General features: G+C 46.5%; 24 protein-coding genes. 3 read left to right on the forward strand and 21 right to left on the reverse strand.

Annotated features, from left to right (window positions below; all coding sequences use genetic code 11):
- Positions 1-119 precede the first annotated feature (119 nt).
- From DW085_RS09980 to DW085_RS10035, 13 genes are all read right to left on the reverse strand, one after another.
- Positions 120-749 carry a site-specific integrase gene (locus tag DW085_RS09980; protein ID WP_118492461.1) on the reverse strand — a complete coding sequence of 210 codons (630 nt, stop codon included), beginning with the start codon at positions 747-749 and terminating at the stop codon, positions 120-122.
- A gap of 15 nt (positions 750-764) precedes the next feature.
- Positions 765-1769 carry a PDDEXK nuclease domain-containing protein gene (locus tag DW085_RS09985; RefSeq protein ID WP_333489841.1) on the reverse strand — a complete coding sequence of 335 codons (1005 nt, stop codon included), beginning with the start codon at positions 1767-1769 and terminating at the stop codon, positions 765-767.
- 110 nt (positions 1770-1879) lie between these two features.
- On the reverse strand, positions 1880-2485 hold the full coding sequence (locus DW085_RS09990) for a type IV toxin-antitoxin system AbiEi family antitoxin domain-containing protein (protein WP_118492465.1): 606 nt from the start codon (positions 2483-2485) through the stop codon (positions 1880-1882).
- A 262-nt stretch (positions 2486-2747) separates the two neighbouring features.
- Entirely contained in the window at positions 2748-3638 is an 891-nt protein-coding gene (locus DW085_RS09995; RefSeq protein WP_118492467.1) for a Fic family protein, read from the reverse strand.
- A gap of 271 nt (positions 3639-3909) precedes the next feature.
- The gene (locus DW085_RS10000) at positions 3910-4197 is read right to left on the reverse strand and encodes an ATP-binding domain-containing protein (protein ID WP_118492469.1); all 288 of its coding nucleotides are present in this window, start codon (positions 4195-4197) and stop codon (positions 3910-3912) included.
- A 2-nt stretch (positions 4198-4199) separates the two neighbouring features.
- Positions 4200-4364, reverse strand: coding sequence for a hypothetical protein (locus DW085_RS19140; RefSeq protein WP_182430852.1), 165 nt, complete (start codon positions 4362-4364; stop codon positions 4200-4202).
- A complete protein-coding gene (locus DW085_RS10005; RefSeq protein ID WP_118492471.1) occupies positions 4364-4627 on the reverse strand; it encodes a DNA-directed RNA polymerase subunit alpha C-terminal domain-containing protein in 264 nt (87 codons plus the stop codon). Before DW085_RS10005 ends, DW085_RS19140 begins: the two co-directional genes overlap by 1 nt.
- A gap of 20 nt (positions 4628-4647) precedes the next feature.
- Complete coding sequence (locus tag DW085_RS10010; protein WP_118492473.1) at positions 4648-5172, reverse strand: O-acetyl-ADP-ribose deacetylase; 525 nt, start codon at positions 5170-5172, stop codon at positions 4648-4650.
- Positions 5173-5514: an arsenate reductase family protein gene (locus DW085_RS10015; RefSeq protein WP_118492475.1), complete on the reverse strand. Its 342-nt coding sequence runs from the start codon at positions 5512-5514 to the stop codon at positions 5173-5175.
- 1 nt (position 5515) lies between these two features.
- The gene (locus tag DW085_RS10020) at positions 5516-5734 is read right to left on the reverse strand and encodes an aspartate dehydrogenase (RefSeq protein WP_118492477.1); all 219 of its coding nucleotides are present in this window, start codon (positions 5732-5734) and stop codon (positions 5516-5518) included.
- Positions 5721-6194: a YaiI/YqxD family protein gene (locus tag DW085_RS10025; protein ID WP_118492479.1), complete on the reverse strand. Its 474-nt coding sequence runs from the start codon at positions 6192-6194 to the stop codon at positions 5721-5723. The genes DW085_RS10020 and DW085_RS10025 overlap by 14 nt, the downstream gene beginning before the upstream one ends.
- A gap of 24 nt (positions 6195-6218) precedes the next feature.
- Positions 6219-6590, reverse strand: coding sequence for a VOC family protein (locus DW085_RS10030; protein ID WP_022358968.1), 372 nt, complete (start codon positions 6588-6590; stop codon positions 6219-6221).
- Positions 6559-6966, reverse strand: a complete 408-nt coding sequence (locus tag DW085_RS10035; RefSeq protein ID WP_118492481.1) for a DUF4186 domain-containing protein — start codon at positions 6964-6966, stop codon at positions 6559-6561. The genes DW085_RS10030 and DW085_RS10035 overlap by 32 nt, the downstream gene beginning before the upstream one ends.
- 39 nt (positions 6967-7005) lie before the next feature.
- Between DW085_RS10035 and DW085_RS20180 the strand changes: the two genes are divergently transcribed.
- The gene (locus DW085_RS20180; protein WP_279221096.1) at positions 7006-7137 is read left to right on the forward strand and encodes a hypothetical protein; all 132 of its coding nucleotides are present in this window, start codon (positions 7006-7008) and stop codon (positions 7135-7137) included.
- Between the two features lie 27 nt (positions 7138-7164).
- On the opposite strand, the gene DW085_RS10040 is transcribed toward DW085_RS20180, so the two are convergent.
- On the reverse strand, positions 7165-10011 hold the full coding sequence (locus tag DW085_RS10040) for a TetM/TetW/TetO/TetS family tetracycline resistance ribosomal protection protein (protein ID WP_118492535.1): 2847 nt from the start codon (positions 10009-10011) through the stop codon (positions 7165-7167).
- 356 nt (positions 10012-10367) lie between these two features.
- On the opposite strand from DW085_RS10040, the gene DW085_RS10045 reads away from it, so the two are divergent.
- On the forward strand, positions 10368-11738 hold the full coding sequence (locus tag DW085_RS10045; protein ID WP_118492483.1) for an MATE family efflux transporter: 1371 nt from the start codon (positions 10368-10370) through the stop codon (positions 11736-11738).
- Between the two features lie 193 nt (positions 11739-11931).
- Here the strand turns inward: DW085_RS10045 and DW085_RS10050 are convergent, their stop codons facing one another.
- The 3 genes from DW085_RS10050 to DW085_RS10060 form a co-directional block, all read right to left on the reverse strand.
- Positions 11932-12789: a DUF975 family protein gene (locus DW085_RS10050; RefSeq protein ID WP_118492485.1), complete on the reverse strand. Its 858-nt coding sequence runs from the start codon at positions 12787-12789 to the stop codon at positions 11932-11934.
- Positions 12790-13065: 276 nt separating this feature from the next.
- Positions 13066-13710 (reverse strand): cytidylate kinase-like family protein, encoded by a 645-nt coding sequence (locus tag DW085_RS10055; protein ID WP_118473028.1) that lies wholly within the window; start codon positions 13708-13710, stop codon positions 13066-13068.
- A 145-nt stretch (positions 13711-13855) separates the two neighbouring features.
- Positions 13856-15145: a galactokinase family protein gene (locus DW085_RS10060; RefSeq protein WP_107001339.1), complete on the reverse strand. Its 1290-nt coding sequence runs from the start codon at positions 15143-15145 to the stop codon at positions 13856-13858.
- A gap of 412 nt (positions 15146-15557) precedes the next feature.
- Between DW085_RS10060 and DW085_RS10065 the strand changes: the two genes are divergently transcribed.
- Complete coding sequence (locus DW085_RS10065) at positions 15558-16496, forward strand: TIGR01212 family radical SAM protein (protein WP_118492487.1); 939 nt, start codon at positions 15558-15560, stop codon at positions 16494-16496.
- A gap of 2 nt (positions 16497-16498) precedes the next feature.
- Here the strand turns inward: DW085_RS10065 and DW085_RS10070 are convergent, their stop codons facing one another.
- The 4 genes from DW085_RS10070 to DW085_RS10080 form a co-directional block, all read right to left on the reverse strand.
- A complete protein-coding gene (locus DW085_RS10070) occupies positions 16499-17758 on the reverse strand; it encodes a CapA family protein (protein ID WP_243023788.1) in 1260 nt (419 codons plus the stop codon).
- 69 nt (positions 17759-17827) lie between these two features.
- Positions 17828-18397 carry a DegV family protein gene (locus DW085_RS10075; RefSeq protein ID WP_347475061.1) on the reverse strand — a complete coding sequence of 190 codons (570 nt, stop codon included), beginning with the start codon at positions 18395-18397 and terminating at the stop codon, positions 17828-17830.
- Positions 18289-18669, reverse strand: a complete 381-nt coding sequence (locus DW085_RS20575; RefSeq protein WP_347475055.1) for a DegV family protein — start codon at positions 18667-18669, stop codon at positions 18289-18291. Before DW085_RS20575 ends, DW085_RS10075 begins: the two co-directional genes overlap by 109 nt.
- Before the next feature lie 273 nt (positions 18670-18942).
- Positions 18943-20010 carry a type II CAAX endopeptidase family protein gene (locus DW085_RS10080; protein WP_182430853.1) on the reverse strand — a complete coding sequence of 356 codons (1068 nt, stop codon included), beginning with the start codon at positions 20008-20010 and terminating at the stop codon, positions 18943-18945.
- Positions 20011-20046 lie beyond the last annotated feature (36 nt).

Genomic DNA, 20046 nt, shown 5'->3' on the forward strand with positions numbered 1-20046 from the left:
CTCCTACATAGTCAAAATCCCCTTTATGATATTTTACCATATAAACTACATTCTCACCAGTCAAAAAGGCACCCAAGCTATAAGCCTGAGTGCCACAAATCTATATCAATATTCTATTATCAAATCACCTTGAACATATTCTGTTTCAAAGGCTTATCATCCTTGTCCGAAATCCCCATCTCTTTTCTTGCATTTTCCATCCCCTGCATCTTCTGAAGTTCTTTCTCCGCATCCTCAAGTCCAACATGGGTGTAAACATTAAGTGTCACGGCAATATCCGAATGCCCCATGAGGTACTGCAATGTCTTAGGATTCATGCCAGATTTCGCCATGTTAGAGCAATATGTATGACGGCATACATGGGGTGTGATATTTGGCATCTGTACCTTATAAATCTCGTTGTACCTGCCCACCATACTGTTAAATCTGTGTTCCCAGTGCATGGCAACCAGCGGCATTCCGTTCTTATCCAGAAAAAGAAATCCAGTGTATCCACCTAACACTTTCTCCACTTTATATTCTGGTCTATCTTGAATGATTGCTCGAAACATTTCTGTAACTTCTTTTGTCATTGGAATTACCCTTGTTCCGGCATTCGTCTTTGTCGGCTCAATCACATACTCCATCTTCGAAGTTCTCTGCAACTGATGGTCGATATTGATGGTTCTTTTCTCTAAATCAATATCTTTCATCGTCAATCCAAAAAACTCCGAGATTCGCATACCTGTATGAAAAAGAATGTATATCACTTCATATTCTTAGGTTTATTTAATCCGTTTCTGAATATCTTCAACAGATGGCAGTTGCTTTTCCAGATTATCCGGCAAACTACTGGTTATTTTGTATTCGCTTACACCAATCGGCTTTGAAATATCTTTGAGCGAATATTCTGCGACCACATTATTTTTGCTTTTGCACAGAAGCAAACCAATGGACGGATTATCCTGCTCTTTTTTCAAAATGCCGTCCACGGCTGACAGATAAAAGTTTAGCTGACCAGCATATTCCGGCTTGAAATCACCGGTTTTCAATTCGATAACTACATAACAGCGAAGATTCAGGTTATAGAACAACAAATCAATGTAAAAATCATCGCCGCCTACATTCAGGTGATACTGGTTTCCCAGAAATGCAAACCCTGTTCCAAGCTCCAGAAGGAGCTTGGTGACATCCCTAACAAGTGCCTGCTCAATATCCCGTTCGAGCATATCTTCCCGGAAAGGAATAAAATCAAATACATATGGGTCTTTCATTGTCTGCACCGCAAGTTCACTTTGCGGAGACGGTAAGCGGTGATCAAAATTTGTAACTTTATCTGCCAGAACCTGTCTCTGATACAAGTTGCTTTCAATCTGATGGACAAGAACATTTCGAGACCAGCCGTTTTCCGCTGACTTTTTAATATACCATTTACGTTCATCCATATCAGCGACCTTATCCAGAAGAACTATATTGTGACCCCATGGAATTTGTGCAACAACCTGTTGCACAAATTCTCGGTCTGGATAAATCTCTGCGAATTTTGCCATATACTTCAAATTACGAACAGAATATCCTTTGCTTTCTGGAAAAGCAATTCGAATATCTGCTGCAAGGTTATCAATAAACTTGTTTCCCCATGATTTATGTTCATTGATTACGCAACCAATATCATAATAAAGAAGCAGCATATCTGCATTCACATGAACTGCCGCACGATATTGTGCCGCAGTAATTTCACTCTTAATATTTTCAATAATGGAAATATACTCAGCCGTATTCATTAACATACTCATCGTCTCGCTTTCACATAATTCCTATCATTATTTTCTCTATATAAGATGCTCATAAACAATTTTTAAATAATTCAGGTAACCACATGAGCATAGATACAATAATATCAGCCATCCAGCAGCACTGACATCAATTCGTTGACTTTCTTGTACACCCTTAGCTTTTTTGCATATATGGAAAGATTTTGCAGATTCTTCCTCTCATCCTTTGCATAAGCATTCAATGCCTTACTAAATATTTCATGATCAAGCCTTGAACGATATTTGAAGCAATCACAAATCGTACGCTCTCGATCATATATGGAGAGCTTAACCCCGGAAAAATCATCCGCTACTCTCCCCAGTTCATATATTTCTGGTTGAACATAATACGTTTGCAAAGCCAGTGCATCTACATCCAATTTTGTCCGAGACATAGATCTCGGAACAGCAATCGACCATTTCCGAGGTGCAAAGCCACTATAACCATAATGAAAAAGAGCCGATTTCACACAAATAATTGCCTTTGGAATCAATGTTGCAATAAGTTGTTCTTCAGAAGATGTGTCCCAATCGGCAAGTTGATAGTATCCGTGTCGAATGCGTTCAAGGTATCCGGTATTACAAAGATTCACAACATCAACAGCGGGTATGCCAGCTGCAACAAAATCTGATGTTTTTGCAATACCGCCCTTTTCTATAATTACCTGTTTTGAAAGAGTTTCCTTATCCACATATTCACCAACTTTTTATTAAAAACTACACACAATCAATTTGCTTCGGTGCTTATATTTTATTATATCATCCAAATTGAATTAATCGATAATTTCACACACAGTTTTATAATTTCTGTGTATGAAATTTTTAATTCTGGATTTCAGCCTGATGTGGTAAGCTAAAACTGGACACATGAAGCAACGCTACATAATTCTGCAATTATGATCTATATATTCACTTCAAATCGAATGTGTTTTTTACATTTTAAAAGTTACTTCCTTAATACCCAATCCTAAAATAATCCAAATACGCTTTATACTTATCCTGTGCAGTCAGGCAGGTATCTGTCAGATAGCCTTTTTCGTTGTCCCATTCCTTTAGCCCTCGGTAATAGAACATCTTCAGATCGTCCTCAATGATGAAAGGAACGATATTGTATTTCAGGCACTCTTTAAACATGATCAATCTGCCCACACGGCCGTTGCCGTCCTGGAACGGATGGATCCGCTCAAACTTCACATGGAAGTCCAGAATATCTTCAAAGGTCTTTTCTTCCTTAGCGCTATATTCCGTCAGCAAGGCCTTCATTTTATCGGCAACTTCTTCCGGAAGGGCTGTATCCCTGCCGCCGACTTCATTCGGGAGTTTCTTATACTCGCCAACAGCAAACCAATCTTTTCTGGAATCACTGGTGCCGTTCTTCAAAACCAAGTGAAGTTCTTTGATGAACTTCTCCGTCAGAGCTGCTTTTGCATGATCAATAAGCATGTCAATGCAGCGGAAGTGATTTGCTGTTTCGATCACGTCATCCACATTTAGCACTTCTTTTTCTACGCCAATGGTGTTGGTTTCAAAGATATATCTGGTTTGATCGTGCGTCAGGCGGCTTCCTTCCATATGGTTGGAATTGTATGTCAAATCAATCTGTGTTTTATGGTAGATTCCACCGGAATATTTACTTACCTTCTGCTCTTTCAGAATATCCAACAGAGTAATTGGTCCTTCTTTTCTTTTGTTGATACGCTCCGGTTTTTCTGCGTTTTTCGGAATGTTCCATGTCTTGCCGGTAAGAAACGCACCGTTCACACGCCCCTGGGCGCAGTAATTTCTAACACTGCGCTCTGACACATCCCACTTTTTCGCTATTTCAGCAACTGAAAGATATCGCATCTATGATCCTCCGCCATAAAATCTATCCTCAAAACTACGTTAATCTATTACATATTATATCACATCATCGGCAAAAATATCAACATTTTCCGAGTTTGGCTGTTGGATTTTTGCCGCCACAGGATACTTAGGTTTTCGACGATATTCCGTAAAATACACTGATTTACATAAAAGCATGATTAGGATTGCGTCAACTAATGCTTTGCGTGTACACCTATAAGAAAAAGATCTCCCAATACCATGCGTACTTGGTATTGAGAGACCTTTTTTCCTAATCACTGATGCATTCGGTACAGTTAACTATAGTTGCTACATTCTTCATTTTTAAGCCAGACTTCCCCAATATATTATTTATATTCTTTGCAAATTGGCCTGCACTCCAATCACCATTGACATATACCAAAATTAGCTTGGTTTTAGCTCTTGTGGCTGCAACATAATGGTTATAAACATCTTCTTCACTTGACAGTTTATAGTCAGACACAAACAAAACTACTTGTTCAAACTCCAGTCCTTTCGAAGAGTGAAAGGTAATCGCAATTCGTTTCAATTCATCCATATTTACTGCAGATTGTCATCTTCACTATTTCCATCTACAGCCAATTCACACTTTATATCCTTTATAATTATTGAAACATTCCTCATATTTTTTGAAGAAAAAGAAATCTCCTGATCACTCCAACTTCTAATGCTATTTTTAATTTCAAATACAACCTTTGAAATCACTAAATCATCTCCTCGCCAATTTGATGTGAAATATAACCAATAGAAAATTTAAATTCTCTCACACTATGAAGCTTTATGCCTTGCTCTTCACAAATCTGATATAATTCCTGTAGTGCCGCCTGCCCCATATTACGAAACTTTATAAAATGTTCCTTTGGATATTCTCTCAATACTTCCAATGACTCAAATCCATTTCTTCTGAGAATATTCCGTAACCTGCTCGACATTTCAATATCATCATAATTTATTTTTTCAGCGTACATAAAAGCTCCCTTTTGTCATTTTATTTGTCATATAACTTATCAACCTCTGCTTCATATACTGATTCAGTATAAGTATCAAACAGCACCCATTCCACCAAATCAAAGCTGTCCGGATTATCCTGCAAGAACCCGTTTACTGTATGTACTGCAATCTTTGCTGCCAACTCAACCGGAAAACTATATACTCCCGTTGATATAGAAGGAAATGCAATAGACCTGATTCCATTATCCATTGCCAGCTTCATGGAATTAAAATAGCAGTTAGCAAGAAGTTCCTCTTCTCTATTCCTTCCACCATTCCATATCGTTCCTACAGTATGTATCACATAATCACATGGCAGATTATAGGCTTTTGTTATCTTTGCTTCTCCAGTCTCACATCCGTGAAGTGTCCTGCACTCCGCCAGAAGCTCCGGTCCTGCTGCTCTATGAATCGCACCATCTACACCGCCTCCACCAAGAAGAGAGTTGTTTGCTGCATTCACGATTGCCTGCACCTCTGTTACTTTTGTTATGTCTCCCATTAAAGTCTTAATTAAGTACATTTAGTTCCATCCTTTCCAGATATCCGGCTGATAACCAAGTGTTGATTGCTTTCCGTTTCTTACTACTGGTGTTTTAATTACCTGTGGATTCTCAAGCACCTTGTCGAGCTTATCTTCATCTGCGATATACTTAATAAGAGCAAGTAAATCCTTGTCCTTGCCATCCCAATTAACCATATTTTCTAATCCACCATTTGCCTGAGCTACTGAATTAAATTCTCCTTTGCTCATACCTTTTTCTTTCATATCAATGAACTGATACTTTATGCCCCGCTCCTTGAAAAAACGCTCCGCCTTCTTAGTATCATTGCATTTCTTTGTTCCAAATATCTGTATATTCATATCAGTATTCCTTCTCTATCTCTCCATTTATTCCATACATTTTCTTGAATGCATCAAGGTCTGCCTGGTTCTTAATCAGCATAATCTCTTCTATCTTACCTGTATGAATGTCCTTAAAGCCTGCAACCTGCTCGCCATTACATATGCTCGCTTTGATTACTGGTTTCTTATTTTCTTTATCATATGTCTTTGTAACTATCTTTTTCTTAAATAGTCCCACTCTGAGTACCTTCTTTTGACTTTGCCATCAGTATAAGTTTTTCAAAGGACTGTGCAAAGCGTACATCATCTTCTTCTGTACGCTTTCTCGGTCCTTTCATATGATTCTTATGAGAGCTACGCCTTGCCTTCTTGTTAAGATGTCGCTCCATAAGCATCTGATCTATGTTCTCATTCGTGTACCACTTGCCTGATTGGTGAATAGCATATGCACCTTTTCCAAGAGCCATAGCAGCGACACCATAATCCTGAGATACTACTACATCCCCTTTATGGCAAATACTAATCAGCTTATAATCTACAGCATCTGCTCCTGCACCTACTACAATCACCTCGCTGTAATCAGAATACAAAATATGATTCGTATCACACAGCAATGTGGTGGAAATATTGTATTTTCCTGCTATTGTCTCAACAATGTCCACTACCGGACACGCATCTGCATCTACAAATATCTGCATATTTTTCCTCAAATCCACATCATATCAGTTGTGATTAACTGGTGTTCGTACTTCTATAAGATTTCCTGATGGATCATAAAATCTTACAAGCTTCTGTCCACCTTCAAGTTCCATTAATTCCGTAACATAACTTACAACATACTTGCCAGACTCCAGTTTTTCAATAATACCTTCTATATCATTATCTTCAAAATAAAGTTCTGTCATATTGTTATGTGGAGTTGTAGGTATTTCTGTACTGTCATACCATACATCTACATCCTGTAATACAAGCCCCTCAGACATTATTACATTACCTTCCAGCCTTGTAATCACACGCAATCCAAACAGTTCTTCATAAAAATCAATTGATTCGTCAATATTATCAACAATGATCAATACATTTTTCAAACTCATATTTTTTGTCCTGCCTCTCCATTTCTCGTTGAATCCATGTCATAATTACATCTACAAGGTAATCCTGCTGCACCTGACTCAATTCCTTGCCTGGCTGCATTTTATGCCACTTTCGTATGCACTCCCTACAACATGTTGCCGTTGCGTGCTGAGCAATAAATACTGGGTGACCTTTCATCGGTGTTTGTTTACCATCATTCGCTATATATGCGGGAGCTTCTCTCTTTGCAATAAATTCCTTTACATGTTTCTGGATTGTATCCAACCCTTTTTCATGTATGTAATCAATATCTTTCTGTTTCAGATGAAAACTGCTTCGGAACTTTGAATTATCCAGTCGCTCAAATAACTGCCTGTACCATTCATCCTTAGTCATTAAAACTTCACTACTTCCAGCTCATGGGATAGACCGGTTGTGACACTGCCGCTCGACGCTTCCCCGTCCTTTGAGATCGGCATCGCCGCCCCCGTACGGGAAATGCAGTCGCCTGCGGCAGCAGAACTGATGAAATTTATGCAGAAGGATCTGATTCATGCCTTCGAGTAATCTATACGAAAATCCGCTTTTTATACATTACTCGTCCTTCTTCACCTGCCGCAGCACCTCCTCCGGCACCGAATCCAGCAGATAATTTTTATGTCCGCTATGCGGTCGGTTGGTATGCTCACGTGTCTGATTCTTCACACGGTCTACCTCTTCCTCAAAATCCCGCGCCGAATACAGCCCGCAGCCCTGCCCACGGATGATGATCTGTTCCAGACGGTCGGAGGTCGCTACCATCACCGTATATTTCCGCCCATTTTCATGGGCAAATTTCTCGATGTACTGGTCAGCTGTCTCCGCCTCTTTCGTAAAGACTACATGAATGTTGTGGTAATCCGTCACCTCCGTCCGGTGTCCCTGCACCCGGTAAGCATCGAACACCGCTATCACCTCGATACCGCGGCTTCCCTGATAATCGCATAGAATATCCAGCAACTTACCACGGGCGCTGTCAATGTTGATCTTTGCCAGCTCATTTAACTCGTCCCAGGAGAAAATAATGTTGTAGCCATCTACCAGCAAGTATTCCCGTACCGCCGATGCCATTTTCCCTTTGGAGCCGCCGGTTCTGCTGCCCGCTCCGCCACTTTCCGGCGCTTTGCCTGCATGTTCCAATTTTCCTGCATTTCCAGCCACAGAACTTCCCGATTTTCCTTCACTTCCAGATGCCAAAGTTTCAGCTGTCCCGACTTTCGAATCGCTCTTCTGTCTCACCGCTTCCTGCCTCCGCGCCGTCTCTCCGTACACTCCGGCACCATAGGTTTCCGCCGGGCGTTTGCTCTTTCCGCCCCACCGGCGTTTTCCGCCGTCTTCCTTTTTATTTGCATGGTAGGTGCGAGCGAGAATCGCATCGACCTCGTCCGTTCCGATCCACATTTCTTCCGAAGCGCCGCCGCCCTGTCCATCCGAGGAGCGCGCACCCAGCTCAGGGATCGCATCCATCCGCCGTTTTCCATTGGAATCGCCCAGGCAGCTTTCCAGATGCATATAGTCTTTGACCTCATCCCAGTTGACGACAAATCCCGCTCCGTGCGTACAGAAAACAGATCCGCTCGGGTTTGCCAGATCCGCATCCGGATCATACCCGGCTGCCGCAATGATTTCTTCTTCATTGTGGCACGGTCCGTAGCCATCGAGCGTGCAGATCATCTGTCCCAATCCGCCCGTGTACGCCGTCACCTCCGTCTGATATCCATCGAGTGCCGATACCGGGGCACGTCCGGTTAATATTGCCTGCCCGTCCTCCAGCGCCGGTCCCTCAAAGACGGCAAACCGCCGCTCCAGATCGGTCATTGCACGTCCCACCATCTTGTCCGGTATCGTCAGGTGAAAGGCATAAAATGGTTCCAACAGCACCGAATGCGCCTGCATCAGTCCCTGACGGACCGCCCGGTACACGGACTGTCGAAAATCGCCGCCTTCTGTATGTTTCACATGGGCGCGTCCCGATTTCAGTGTAATTTTCATATCCGTGATCGGCGCCCCAATCAGAACACCCCGGTGTACCTTTTCTTCCAGATGCGTCAGCACCAACCGCTGCCAGTTTTTACTTAAAATATCTTCACTGCAATCGGTATCAAATACCAGCCCGCTGCCCGGTTCTCCCGGCTCCAGAAGCAGATGTACCTCCGCATAATGGCGGAGCGGCTCAAAATGCCCGACACCCTCGACCGTATCGGTGATCGTTTCTTTATATACAATGCTGCGCCCGCCAAACCGGACATTTACCCCAAAACGCTCTGCAATCAGGCTTTTCAGAATCTCCATCTGGATCTCGCCCATGATCTGGGCGTGAATCTCTTTTTTTTCTTCCTCCCAGACAATATGAAGCTCCGGCTCTTCTTCCTCTAATTGAAGCAGTTTCGGCAGCATCGCCGCCGCATCCACGTCCTCCGGAAGCTCGACGCGATACGTCAAAACCGGCTCCAACACCGGTTCCGCGCCCATTTCACAGACTCCAAGCCCCTCGCCCGGTTTCGTGTGCAAAAGTCCCGTCGCCGCACAGATCATGCCCGCCGGTGCCTCGCTCACCGCCTCATACTTATCGCCTGAATACAAGCGGAGCTGATTTACCTTTTCCTCGCCGATCCGGTCTTTGACATGCAGCACGCCGCCCGTGATCTTCATATAAGTCAGGCGTTCGCCCTGGCTGTCGCGCACAATTTTAAATATTTTCGCCCCAAATTCGTCCGGATACACTGGTTCCAGCGTATATTCTTCCAAACCGCGCATAAAATCTTCCACGCCCGTATTTTTGAGCGCCGAACCAAAATAACACGGAAACAGATCCCGGCTGGCAATCCGGCTGCGGATCGCATCTTTAGACACCTGTCCCGTCTCCAGAAATTCCTCCAATTCCGCTTCGCCGCTGACTGCTGCCTCTTCATAGAAACTTTCCGTCCCGTCCGCACCAAAATCAACGAAGTTGCCGCCCAGCGACTCTTTTAGGTCGCGCAGGACCTCCTGTTCCCGTCCCGGCGCCAGATCCATTTTATTGATAAAAAGGAACGCCGGAATCTGGTAGCGCGCCAGCAGCCGCCACAGCGTCCTTGTATGTCCCTGCACGCCGTCTGAACCGCTGATGACCAGCACCGCATAGTCCAGCACCTGAAGCACCCGCTCCATTTCCGCTGAAAAATCCACATGTCCCGGCGTGTCCAAGAGCGTCACATCCATATCATCCCATGCAAGCCGCGCCTGCTTGGAAAAAATCGTGATTCCGCGCTTTTTCTCCAATTCATATGTGTCCAGGAACGCATCGCCCTTGTCCACCCGCCCCAGATGGCGGATCATGCCGCCCGCATAGAGCATCGCCTCTGATAATGTTGTCTTCCCCGCATCTACGTGCGCCAGGATTCCCACCGCCAGTCTCTTCATGTATGTTACCCTCATTTCCGTTCTATATGAAAAAGAATGTGCCTTGGCACATTCGGGCGTCTCGCGCAGTCGCTTGCGACATGTTTCTGCTTCGCGCGAGTGCGCATCCTCGCGAAGCGTTTTTTGTTTCATAGGACGTAATTTCCTATGAAATAAAAATCACTCTACCCGTTATGATACCATGTATGTCACTGATTGTAAAATACCGCGTGCTGACCAGCCCGCTTCTATATCACAAAAAAAGTGCCTCTATTTTTCTTTTTTTTCGTGATTTTTCGGATTGCCAATTTTATGTATTTCTTATAAAATCTACTCTCAGAGTTTTATAATCGTTTTTTAGAAAGGATGGTTTTTCCATGAGCCGCTCTTCGCAACGCTCTACCATAAAAGATATGACAAACGGGAGCCCGGCAAAGCTGATTCTGGGCTTTGCGGTTCCGATGCTGATGGGACTTCTGTTCCAGCAGTTTTACAGCATGGTCGATACGATCATTGTTGGAAAATTTCTCGGTGTCGATGCACTGGCTTCGGTCGGTTCCACCTCCGCCATCAACTTTATGATTAACGGTTTCGTCATCGGCGTCTGCACCGGGTTTTCCATTCCGGTTGCACAGCGGTTCGGCGCACAGGATTACAAGGACATGCGCCGTTTCGTCGCCAATGCCGGATGGATCGCCTCCTGTTTTGCCGTGATCATGACCGTGATCGTCTGCCTGATGACACGCCAGATTCTCGTCTGGATGCAGACGCCGGACAATATCATTGACGGCGCGTACAGCTACATTTTCTTCGTATTCGCCGGTATCCCGGCAACCTACCTGTACAATACGCTGGCGGGCATCATCCGTGCGCTCGGCGACTCCAAAACGCCGGTCTATTTCCTGATTTTATCCAGCCTTTTAAACATTGCGCTGGATCTGCTTTTCATCGTACAGATCGGAACCGGCACCGCCGGAGCTGCCTATGCAACTGTTATCTCTCAGGCAGTATCCGGTATTCTCTGCCTGATCTATATGAAGAAAAAATTTGAAATCCTGCATATGCACCATGAGGAAACGCGCATCAGCGGCAGACACATTTACATTCTCTGCAAAATGGGTGTGCCGATGGGACTCCAATACTCGATCACCGCGATCGGCTCGGTTGTCATCCAGACTGCCATCAACTCCCTAGGTTCCATCGCAGTTGCCTCCGTCACCGCAGGTCAGAAGATCGGCATGTTCTTCTGCTGCCCGTTTGACGCGCTGGGCGGCACGATGGCAACCTACGCCGGACAGAACGCCGGTGCCGGAAAGGTAGACCGCATCCGCCAGGGCGTCCGGTCCGCAACTCTCATCGGCGGCATCTACTCCATTGCGGCGTGCATCGTGCTGACCGTGTTTGGCGGCTTGATTCCGCTTCTCTTCGTCGATGCTTCGGAAACAGTTGTAATCCATCAGGCGCACCAGTTCCTGACCTTCAACTCCCTGTTCTACATACCTCTGACAATCGTCAATGTATGGCGTTTCACGATTCAGGGAATGGGCTACAGCCTGCTCGCCATCCTGGCAGGTGTCTGCGAAATGATCGCCCGCGCCATGGTCGGCTTCCTGCTGGTGCCGATCTTCGGCTACATCATCATCTGTTTCGCCTCGCCGCTCGCATGGCTCTTTGCAGATGCATTTTTGATTCCAGCATTTTTCTATTGCCAGAAACATTTGCTGGCTGAGAAAGCACGGATGGACTAAAACAAAATAAATAATACAACTCAAAAAAACTCCTCAGAAAGCTTTCATTTTGACCACTTTCTGAGGAAATTTTTGATTGCAGATTCTTATTTTGGACTTTCGCCAATTTGATTTTCAAAGATTTTTATTGTTCCGTCTATCCTTACACAAGCACAGTTCTATGCAAATGATTTCATTTTTGTACAGACAGAGTTCACGCATTTTCACTTTCCTCCGGCTCATTCTCACTCCACTTATCCTGCATTTCTATCTCTTCTATTTGCCTCTTCTCATCCCGCACATCCCTATAAAATGCCGCAAATGCCGCCTCCTCATATGGGCGCAGAAACAGATAGCCAATATTGAGCGGTCCCATCAGCCCTACCAGAAACAGCACTGCCAGAAACAGCACGGTCACACCACTGAGCCTTCCCTGTGTATACAAAAGAACCGCTGGTATTATATATTGAATGCTGCAGATCAGCCGCCAGCCGATAAAGCTAAAGGTCAGGCAGAATAAATTCCATTTTTTCCCATCCATCAGGCGGCGCGACTCGGTGATCGCCTCGTTAGCGGAATATTCTGGATGTTCCATCAGCACATATGGTGTCATCGCATAGCTGTACGTCTTTATGAAACCCGGAACGAAAAACAGGCAGGTCCAGCAATATATATAAAAGCCGCGCACAAATACCATCGCTACGCCATCTGTGATCCGCGAAAACTGGGAAAATAAATCAGAAAAGGACGCTTCCTTTTTCTCTGCCAGATTCAGATGGAAACGAGCGTATCCCATCTGCCCCGCACCTCCAATAATAACCACCATCAAGCCCCAGATAAGCAAAAGCACCCAGGGCAGAAGCATGCTGCGCATCGGAAATACCTGCGTCAGCACATTCTTCACTTCCGGTCGTGCCTGTATCACTTTTTGCAGCTCTGATATTCCATTTGGCGCCGTATCGGCAATCTCCGCACCGATCAGGGACGCTGCTAATCCCGTTCCCATCGCAAGTTTCCAGTTTCCGCGCAGTGTCTCACGCGCCATTTGCCTAAATTCAGATGCACTTCTCATGCTTTTTCCCCCTTTCTTTCTGAAATCATTGTATCATTTTTCCATTTTGACCGTCAATATGCCACTTCAAACCGTAAATAATTTGTAATAAGATCGTAATGATTCTACTGTCGTCAAAGGAAATTTCAGAATGCCGGAATCACTCTCCCAGCATTCTGGGAGCTGATTGAGCTGGCGATCCGCTGGCACTTCTCATCTTCCAAATCTGCCCTGCTTCCTACAATCTTCAACTGAAATTTTTAGCCTGCATCACAGACAGGTTGTTTACATTTTTCCCTACTTCATATACCCGCGCAGCTTCACATATTCCTTGATCAGCTCCGCCGTCTCGTCCAGTCCGAGGCGGGTCGTATTGATCGGAAGATCGTAGTTCTTCATGTTTTTCCAGTCATTTCCAGTAAAATATTTATAATAATTCTTCCGCTCATTCTCAATCTTCCGGATGCGCTTCTTCGCTCTTTCTTCACTGATGCAGTCTACTTCCATAACGCGTTGCACGCGGCGCACACGGTCGGCATAGACAAAGATGCGGACCAGATTTTCGATCTCCTCGTCCTGATCCAGCACATAGCCAGCCGCACGGCCCACAAATACGCACGGTTCCTGTTCTGCCAGCTCCCGCATCACCATCGCCTGGAATTTAAACAGGTTATCCGGCGATGTCACATCGCCTTTCAGGGACGGCTTTCCGAACACATCTGCCTTCTTCGCGCCAGTCAGACGGTGAAGCAGGTTGTTTCCCGCTTTCTCATCCGCTAAACGGAAAAATTCCTCTCCAACCGCACTCTTCTCCGACGCCATCTTTAAGATCTCATCGTCGTAGAAATGAAGCCCCAGCTCCTCTGCCAGCTTGCGTCCCACAATACGTCCTCCGCTTCCGTACTCCCTCTCGATTGTGATAATCAGATTTTTATTTCCCATAAACTCCACCGCCTTTCTATGTCCCAGTTTTATCTGCAAAACAGCCTGTCTTTTGTCTATGCAAATCTCCATGCCGTTTTCTTATTTGCATCTCTTTCTGCACATCACTTTTTGACACATCTTTCATTCCGTCCGGAATTTTTCTTTAGATGCGATCGCTCACACAGATCGCGCCGTGCGGACGGATACTCATGCGATATACATTTCCCTTACCGGTCGCATTTTCAATGTATTCTGTATACTCGTCCACCAGATCATTCGGAATCATCGCCATGATGACACCGGCAAATCCGCCGCCATGAACCCGGCACGCGCCGCGTCCTTTTTTCGCAATAAACAGCTCTGTCAGCGCCAGTGCAATGCTGATGCCCTGCTCCTGCACGTCTGCAGTCGTGTATACATTCTGAAGCCATTTCCAGGAAGAATTGCCCGAAGCTGTGATTCCCTCCAAAAAGGCAGCAAAATCATTTTCCCGAAGGGCCTTTACTTCCTGCTCCACTCTCTTATTTTCCTCAAAGAAATGGAACGCACGCATCACGGAACGATCTCCCGCAAATGCACGCACTTTCGCCAGGTTTGCGATCACCTCTTCCTCGGAAATCTCCGCGCAGACCTCTTTGCCAAAGTACTGCGCTACTTTTTTCATCTCGTTTGGAACGGAAGAATAATCTGCGCTCAGATCCGCGTGGCCTTTTCCCGTATTTACAATCATCAGGCTGTGATCCTGCGCGCCGAAATCAAAATCAATCTTCTCCACAACCGGCGCTTCCGGATTTTTAAAATCGATCGTAATCAGACCGCCGACCGCGCATGCCATCTGATCGAGCAGACCCGACGCCTTGTTCCAGAACTTGTTTTCTGCATATTTTCCGATGTGGGCGTAGGTGACAACATCCATCTTTTCCTCGTTAAACATCGTATTTAACATAGAGCAGATCAGCATCTCATAGGAAGCCGAAGAACTGACGCCCGCCGCGCTGATAACATTGCTGGTAATGTATGCGTCAAATCCGCCGACCTTGTATCCTCTCTCCTCAAAGCCCTTTAAAATGCCCTTTGTCAGGTCGATGGTGCCGCTCATACCCGTGCTCGGTTTCAGGTCGCTTAAATGGATGCTGAAATTTTGATGAAATGTCTCACTTAATATGCGGATCGTGTCGGTTCCGTTCGGTGCCGCCGCTCCGACGCAGTCCAGGTTGATGCTGCCCGCCAGCACCTTGCCATGATTGTGATCGGTGTGGTTGCCGCTGATCTCCGTCCGTCCCGGAGAAGTAAACAGCTTGATATCACGTTCCCCATATGTTTTCTCAAAGCGCTCTGCCACATAGCGGTAACGCGCCCGGTTCTCCTCCGCTTTCTCTGCCCCGTATAATTCTGCCATCAGCACTTTCGTTTTCTCAGATTCCAGCTGTTTCAGTGTTTCTTTGACTGACATATCCCTTCTCCTTTTCCCCAAATTGTTTGTTACTGTTCACGCATACGTGCCCAGTAACGGAATTTGCCGTGGCTTCGCATTTTAATACGGCAAATTCCTGCTGCCACCACGTTTTCTTACGGCACTTTCGATTCCAAAAGTGCCTACCCGTGAACAATTGTTTCCTTTATATGATTATGATTTCAGATATTTTGATTTCATCTGACTTCTTGTATGTATTATATCATTTTCCTCAAAATGCCTCAATACGATATTCTTTCGTGTATTTACAAAATGCTGTGGTTCTGGTAAGCTTTCATTTATATAGTAAAACACAGGAGTCCGTATGAAGCAAACCACTCAAACATACCTATCATTACCCGAAACATTCCATCCTGCATCCACCACCTCCGGCAAACAGCCGGATTCCTCCATGCCCCGCTGCTACTCCGACGGTCGTCCCTACTATTCGTTAAACGCATGGCTGAAAGACCAATTTGGGCAGAAAATCTACAAGCTGGCGCTCGACGGCGGCATGACCTGTCCCAACCGGGACGGTACGCTGGGAACGGGCGGCTGTATCTTCTGCAGCCACGGCGGTTCCGGCGATTTTGCAGAGCCGGCTCACACTTCCGTGACCGAACAGATCGAAGCGGCAAAGGCGCATGTCGCAAATAAAATAAAGGGTGGAAAATATGTCGCATATTTCCAGTCCTACACAAATACCTATGCGCCTGTCTCCTATCTGGAGCCGCTTTTTTCCGAAGCAATCGCCCACCCGGACGTGGCTGCCCTGTCCATCGGAACCCGCCCGGACTGCCTGCCGCCGGATGTCCTGGAGCTTCTCGCCCGCTTAAACCGCCGAAAACCGGTCTGGGTGGAACTGGGACTTCAGACCATCCATGAGGAAAGTGCTGCGCGCATCCAGCGCGGTTATTCCCTCCCAGTCTTTGAAAATGCCGTCCGTGAACTGAAATCCGCCGGTCTGACCGTCATCGTCCATGTCATTCTGGGGCTGCCTGATGAAACGAAAGCTCAGATGCTCGATACCGTCCGCTATCTGGCCGATTTCCAGCCCGCTATCGACGGCATCAAACTTCAGCTTCTCCACATTTTACGCGGCACGAAGCTGGCAGAGCTCTACGAACAGGCACCTTTTCCGGTCTTTTCAATGGACGAATACATTGAGCTGCTGATCGAATGTATCCGCCTGCTGCCGCCCGATATGGTCATCCACCGGATCAGTGGCGATGGACCGAAAAAATTGCTGGTCGCACCGGAATGGAGTGGAAATAAGCGGGCGTTTTTGAATACGTTTTCCAAGGCACTGCGGGAAAGCGGGTGTTTTCAGGGGCAGGATTTCACGAATTGATTTTACTGCACCTGCACTTTTCCATTCTCATCAATCTGCACGCCGTCCGAAAGCCCCTGTATCTTCTCGTAAAACGCCTCTTTCTTCCCCACATCCAGCTCTCTCGTATATCCGGCAGATGAAGTTGCAGGCACAATCGAAAGCGCCGTCTCTCCCTGTGCATCTAGCGACGCCTGCACCAGCATTGTCTCCGGAATCGAACTTCCGAACACAAAATTTCCCAGACTGTACAGAATCCATTTTCCATGATACAGCTCAATCCCCTGCAGCACATGTGGATGGCTGCCAACCACCAGATCAGCGCCCGCGTCGATGTACTGATGTCCCATCTCCCGCTGGTACGCCTCTGGCTGCGTGTTCCGCTCGATACCCCAGTGGACATAGACAACCAGATAATCACACTCTTTCTTTACCTTCTGGATCTCCTGCACGACCGAAGCCGTGTCATACGCCGAAAACATGCCCGGATGCGACGATCCTGCCGCCCATCCGCCCGTCGGAAAGACGCGCGACGCGCCCAGAAAACCAATCTTTTTTCCATTTTTCTCAATGATCTGCGGCTGTTTCGCCTCTTCCAGATTTTTTCCCGCCCCAACATGCAAAATCCCGGCACTGTCCAGCGTATCGCACGTGTCCAGCAGTGCGTCCGTGCCGTAATCTAGCGCATGGTTGTTCGCCACCGTCACGATGTCTGGTCCGATCTCCTGTAAAATAGACACGCGGGACGGCGATACCCGGAACGTAAACTGTTTATCCGCCGCCTGTGTTCCCCGGTCGCTGAACGGAAATTCCAGGTTTGCCATAAAAATATCAGACTCCGCGATCGTCTCCCGCAAACCCTCTCCGAGGACGCCACCGATACCTCCCACACGGTCGTAGGCATTTAAAACATGGTTGGAAAAATAGATATCTCCGGCAAACAGAAGCGAACACTCATTTGAATCATTTTCTCCCGGTTCTGCCTCAAGTTTGCCGGATTCACCCTGCCCCTGCATTTCCACCCTCAGTTCCGCGCCATCTACCTGTTCTGACTCCACCTGCCCGTCTATATCTGTTTCCGGATCAAGCGTTTCTTCCGATACCGTTTTGTCTTTTGGCTCCAATGAGATTGTCTCTTTCCATATGGAACCTCCCGCCTGGCATCCGCCAAGCAAAAGCGTCATTCCTGCCAAAATTGTCAAATTTCCAATTCTGGATAAAAGAAATGCCGTCCGGTATCTGAACGGCATTTTCGTGCATTTACTAAAAAATGTATGCTTCATTTTTCCTCAATCAATCGCAGCTGTCCGGCGTTTTCCACCTTTCCAGCTGTCATCACCCACTCTTTCTCCCTACAGTGTCATAATGATTCCGCCGTCGCCCGCATATACGGTTGCAACGCCAGCCGTATTCGTGATCACTACCTCACGGAAGTTTGCCCGTTTACACATGATCTCTTTCACGTGCTCAGCACGTTCCGGGTTATTACAGTGTGCGATCACCAGACGTTTGCTTGTGGTATCGCCGCCCTCTTTGCACGCAATCTCCGCCATCCGGTCGAGCGCCCGGGTCATGCCGCGCGCCTGATCAAGCTTGATGATCGTACCGCTGTCCGCGCCCATAACCGGCTTGATATTCAGCGCCGACGCGATAAAAGCCGTCAAACCGGTCAGACGGCCATTTTTCTTTAAGAAATCAAGTGTCTCAATGACGAAATACGTGTTCATCGAATCCCGATATGCCTCCGTCTGCCTGCAGATCTCCTCAAACGGAAGACCTTTCTCGCACAGATCCCGGATGAACAGCGCAATATTTAACTCGCCCGCCGACGCCGACAGGGAATCAATGACTGCAATCTTCTTCCCGTCCGTTCCGTTCTCTTCCTCATAAAGCGTTTTGCCAAAGCCGCCGAGTTGTAGCAGCCGCTCAGATGGTTCGAAAGCGTTACCACGAAAATATATTCTGCCTCGCCCTCAAATGCTTCCTTGAAGCTCTCCGGCGATGGACACGCCGTCTTCGGGCACTCGGAACTTGCCTTTACCTTTGCCAGAAACTCCTTCTGGTTAAATGTCTCATCATCCGTTACCTTGTAATCCCCTATCTGCAGGGTCAGCGGAATCATCTGAAAATGCGGATCCACTTTCAGTTCCTCCGTCAAATCCATGCAGCTGTCACCAATAATTTTATATAACATAACGTCCTCCCGTTACGCAATTCACATCACGTAGTATTCATTACTATTTATTATAGTAATCACACAGTAGGAAGTCAAGCAGAATCCCGTGAAATACATGCTGAAATACATGACAAACACATGAACAGTGTTACTGTTCACGCATACGTGCCCAGTAACAGATTTTACCGTGGCTTCGCATTTAAATACAACTAATTCCTGCTGCCACCACGTTATCTTACGGCACTTTCACTTCCAAAAGTGCCTGCTTGTGAACAGCAACTGACCACCACATCATCTCGACAAGAAAAACGCCATCGTAATCAAACTTACCAGAATAAATGCCACTGTTCCGAGATTCCCATACATTGCCCCACATATATTGCGGAATTTCACTCCCTCTGGGAGTGCCCCATCGGACAGCCGGATTTTCCGGAAATTGAAAATCAGCAGAACAAACGCCCCGATGATCGTGCAGCCCATAAACCCGGTCATCAGAAACGTGATAAACAGCGGCAGCAGCGTATCCTGTGTTCCAAGCATCGCTATCACTAACGACCAGCTGTTGATCAGAATATGCAGCAGACAGTTATAACGCATCCGTCCCGTCTTCACCGCCACATACCCCAGAACCACGCCAATCACCGCCGCATAGAGAAACTGCGTCACATTTCCGTGCATCAGACCAAACATCAGCGCCGTGTAGGTAATCGCCGCCTTATCGCCAAAACGGCGCAATCGGTTTAAGAGTTTCCATCGAAAGATATATTCCTCAATAATGGGTCCTAAAAACCCTACATATAAAATCATTACCGGCGAGAGCGAATCCAGCATCTCGTTGACCGGGTTCATCGCGGATGCATCGCCGCCGCTACTTGCCGCCACCGCATCATTGATTGCATTTCCCAGCAGGTTAAAGATAGTTCCAAATCCCTGTGCCAAAATAAAAAACATACAGAACTGCAGGAAACTAATCTTCATTTTCTCTGCCCGTTCTTCCGGGACAAGGCGCAGAATTAAAAATACGAATGGAAGAACCAGCGCATAGATGACCAGCGTGCTTCCGCCGTCCTCATACCACGCTGCATTTACCATCCGGTTCAAAAACGTACTGATCACGCCTCCGTCCGCCCATACGTTGCCAGCCACTTCCAGAAGTATGCTGACAAGTACCGTCATCACACTGAAAAATGCCAGCGCCCAGCCGAGGACATTGCAGACACGGCGCACCTCGCGGCGGCAGGTTTTTCGGATTTGTTTCGGACTCTGAACCGCATTCTGCAGCTCAGGTTCCGTTTGCAGACCATTTTCTTCTGCCTCCCGCTGCCAAAGATCCGATTCGTTCCAGTTTCCCTCTCCCATTTTCTCTCCTTCGTCATTCAGGTCTTTCATTCCCAG

It is taken from the genome of Clostridium sp. AF50-3, from assembly GCF_003477445.1.
Lineage (GTDB): Bacteria > Bacillota > Clostridia > Lachnospirales > Lachnospiraceae > Otoolea > Otoolea fessa.

Bases quoted from the DNA above. Each gene is read 5' to 3' on its own strand.
- DW085_RS10040 (WP_118492535.1), bottom strand. From the start codon at position 10,011: ATGAAGAGACTGGCGGTGGGAATCCTGGCGCACGTAGATGCGGGGAAG.
- DW085_RS10055 (WP_118473028.1), bottom strand. From the start codon at position 13,710: ATGGGAAATAAAAATCTGATTATCACAATCGAGAGGGAGTACGGAAGC.
- DW085_RS10025 (WP_118492479.1), bottom strand. From the start codon at position 6,194: ATGCAGATATTTGTAGATGCAGATGCGTGTCCGGTAGTGGACATTGTT.
- DW085_RS10035 (WP_118492481.1), bottom strand. From the start codon at position 6,966: ATGACTAAGGATGAATGGTACAGGCAGTTATTTGAGCGACTGGATAAT.
- DW085_RS10050 (WP_118492485.1), bottom strand. From the start codon at position 12,789: ATGAGAAGTGCATCTGAATTTAGGCAAATGGCGCGTGAGACACTGCGC.
- DW085_RS10010 (WP_118492473.1), bottom strand. From the start codon at position 5,172: ATGTACTTAATTAAGACTTTAATGGGAGACATAACAAAAGTAACAGAG.
- DW085_RS09985 (WP_333489841.1), bottom strand. From the start codon at position 1,769: ATGTTAATGAATACGGCTGAGTATATTTCCATTATTGAAAATATTAAG.
- DW085_RS10030 (WP_022358968.1), bottom strand. From the start codon at position 6,590: ATGAGTTTGAAAAATGTATTGATCATTGTTGATAATATTGACGAATCA.
- DW085_RS10000 (WP_118492469.1), bottom strand. From the start codon at position 4,197: ATGGATGAATTGAAACGAATTGCGATTACCTTTCACTCTTCGAAAGGA.
- DW085_RS10015 (WP_118492475.1), bottom strand. From the start codon at position 5,514: ATGAATATACAGATATTTGGAACAAAGAAATGCAATGATACTAAGAAG.
- DW085_RS10005 (WP_118492471.1), bottom strand. From the start codon at position 4,627: ATGTACGCTGAAAAAATAAATTATGATGATATTGAAATGTCGAGCAGG.
- DW085_RS10060 (WP_107001339.1), bottom strand. From the start codon at position 15,145: ATGTCAGTCAAAGAAACACTGAAACAGCTGGAATCTGAGAAAACGAAA.
- DW085_RS10080 (WP_182430853.1), bottom strand. From the start codon at position 20,010: ATGGGAGAGGGAAACTGGAACGAATCGGATCTTTGGCAGCGGGAGGCA.
- DW085_RS10045 (WP_118492483.1), top strand. From the start codon at position 10,368: ATGAGCCGCTCTTCGCAACGCTCTACCATAAAAGATATGACAAACGGG.
- DW085_RS20575 (WP_347475055.1), bottom strand. From the start codon at position 18,669: ATGTTATATAAAATTATTGGTGACAGCTGCATGGATTTGACGGAGGAA.
- DW085_RS10065 (WP_118492487.1), top strand. From the start codon at position 15,558: ATGCCCCGCTGCTACTCCGACGGTCGTCCCTACTATTCGTTAAACGCA.
- DW085_RS09995 (WP_118492467.1), bottom strand. From the start codon at position 3,638: ATGCGATATCTTTCAGTTGCTGAAATAGCGAAAAAGTGGGATGTGTCA.
- DW085_RS10070 (WP_243023788.1), bottom strand. From the start codon at position 17,758: ATGAAGCATACATTTTTTAGTAAATGCACGAAAATGCCGTTCAGATAC.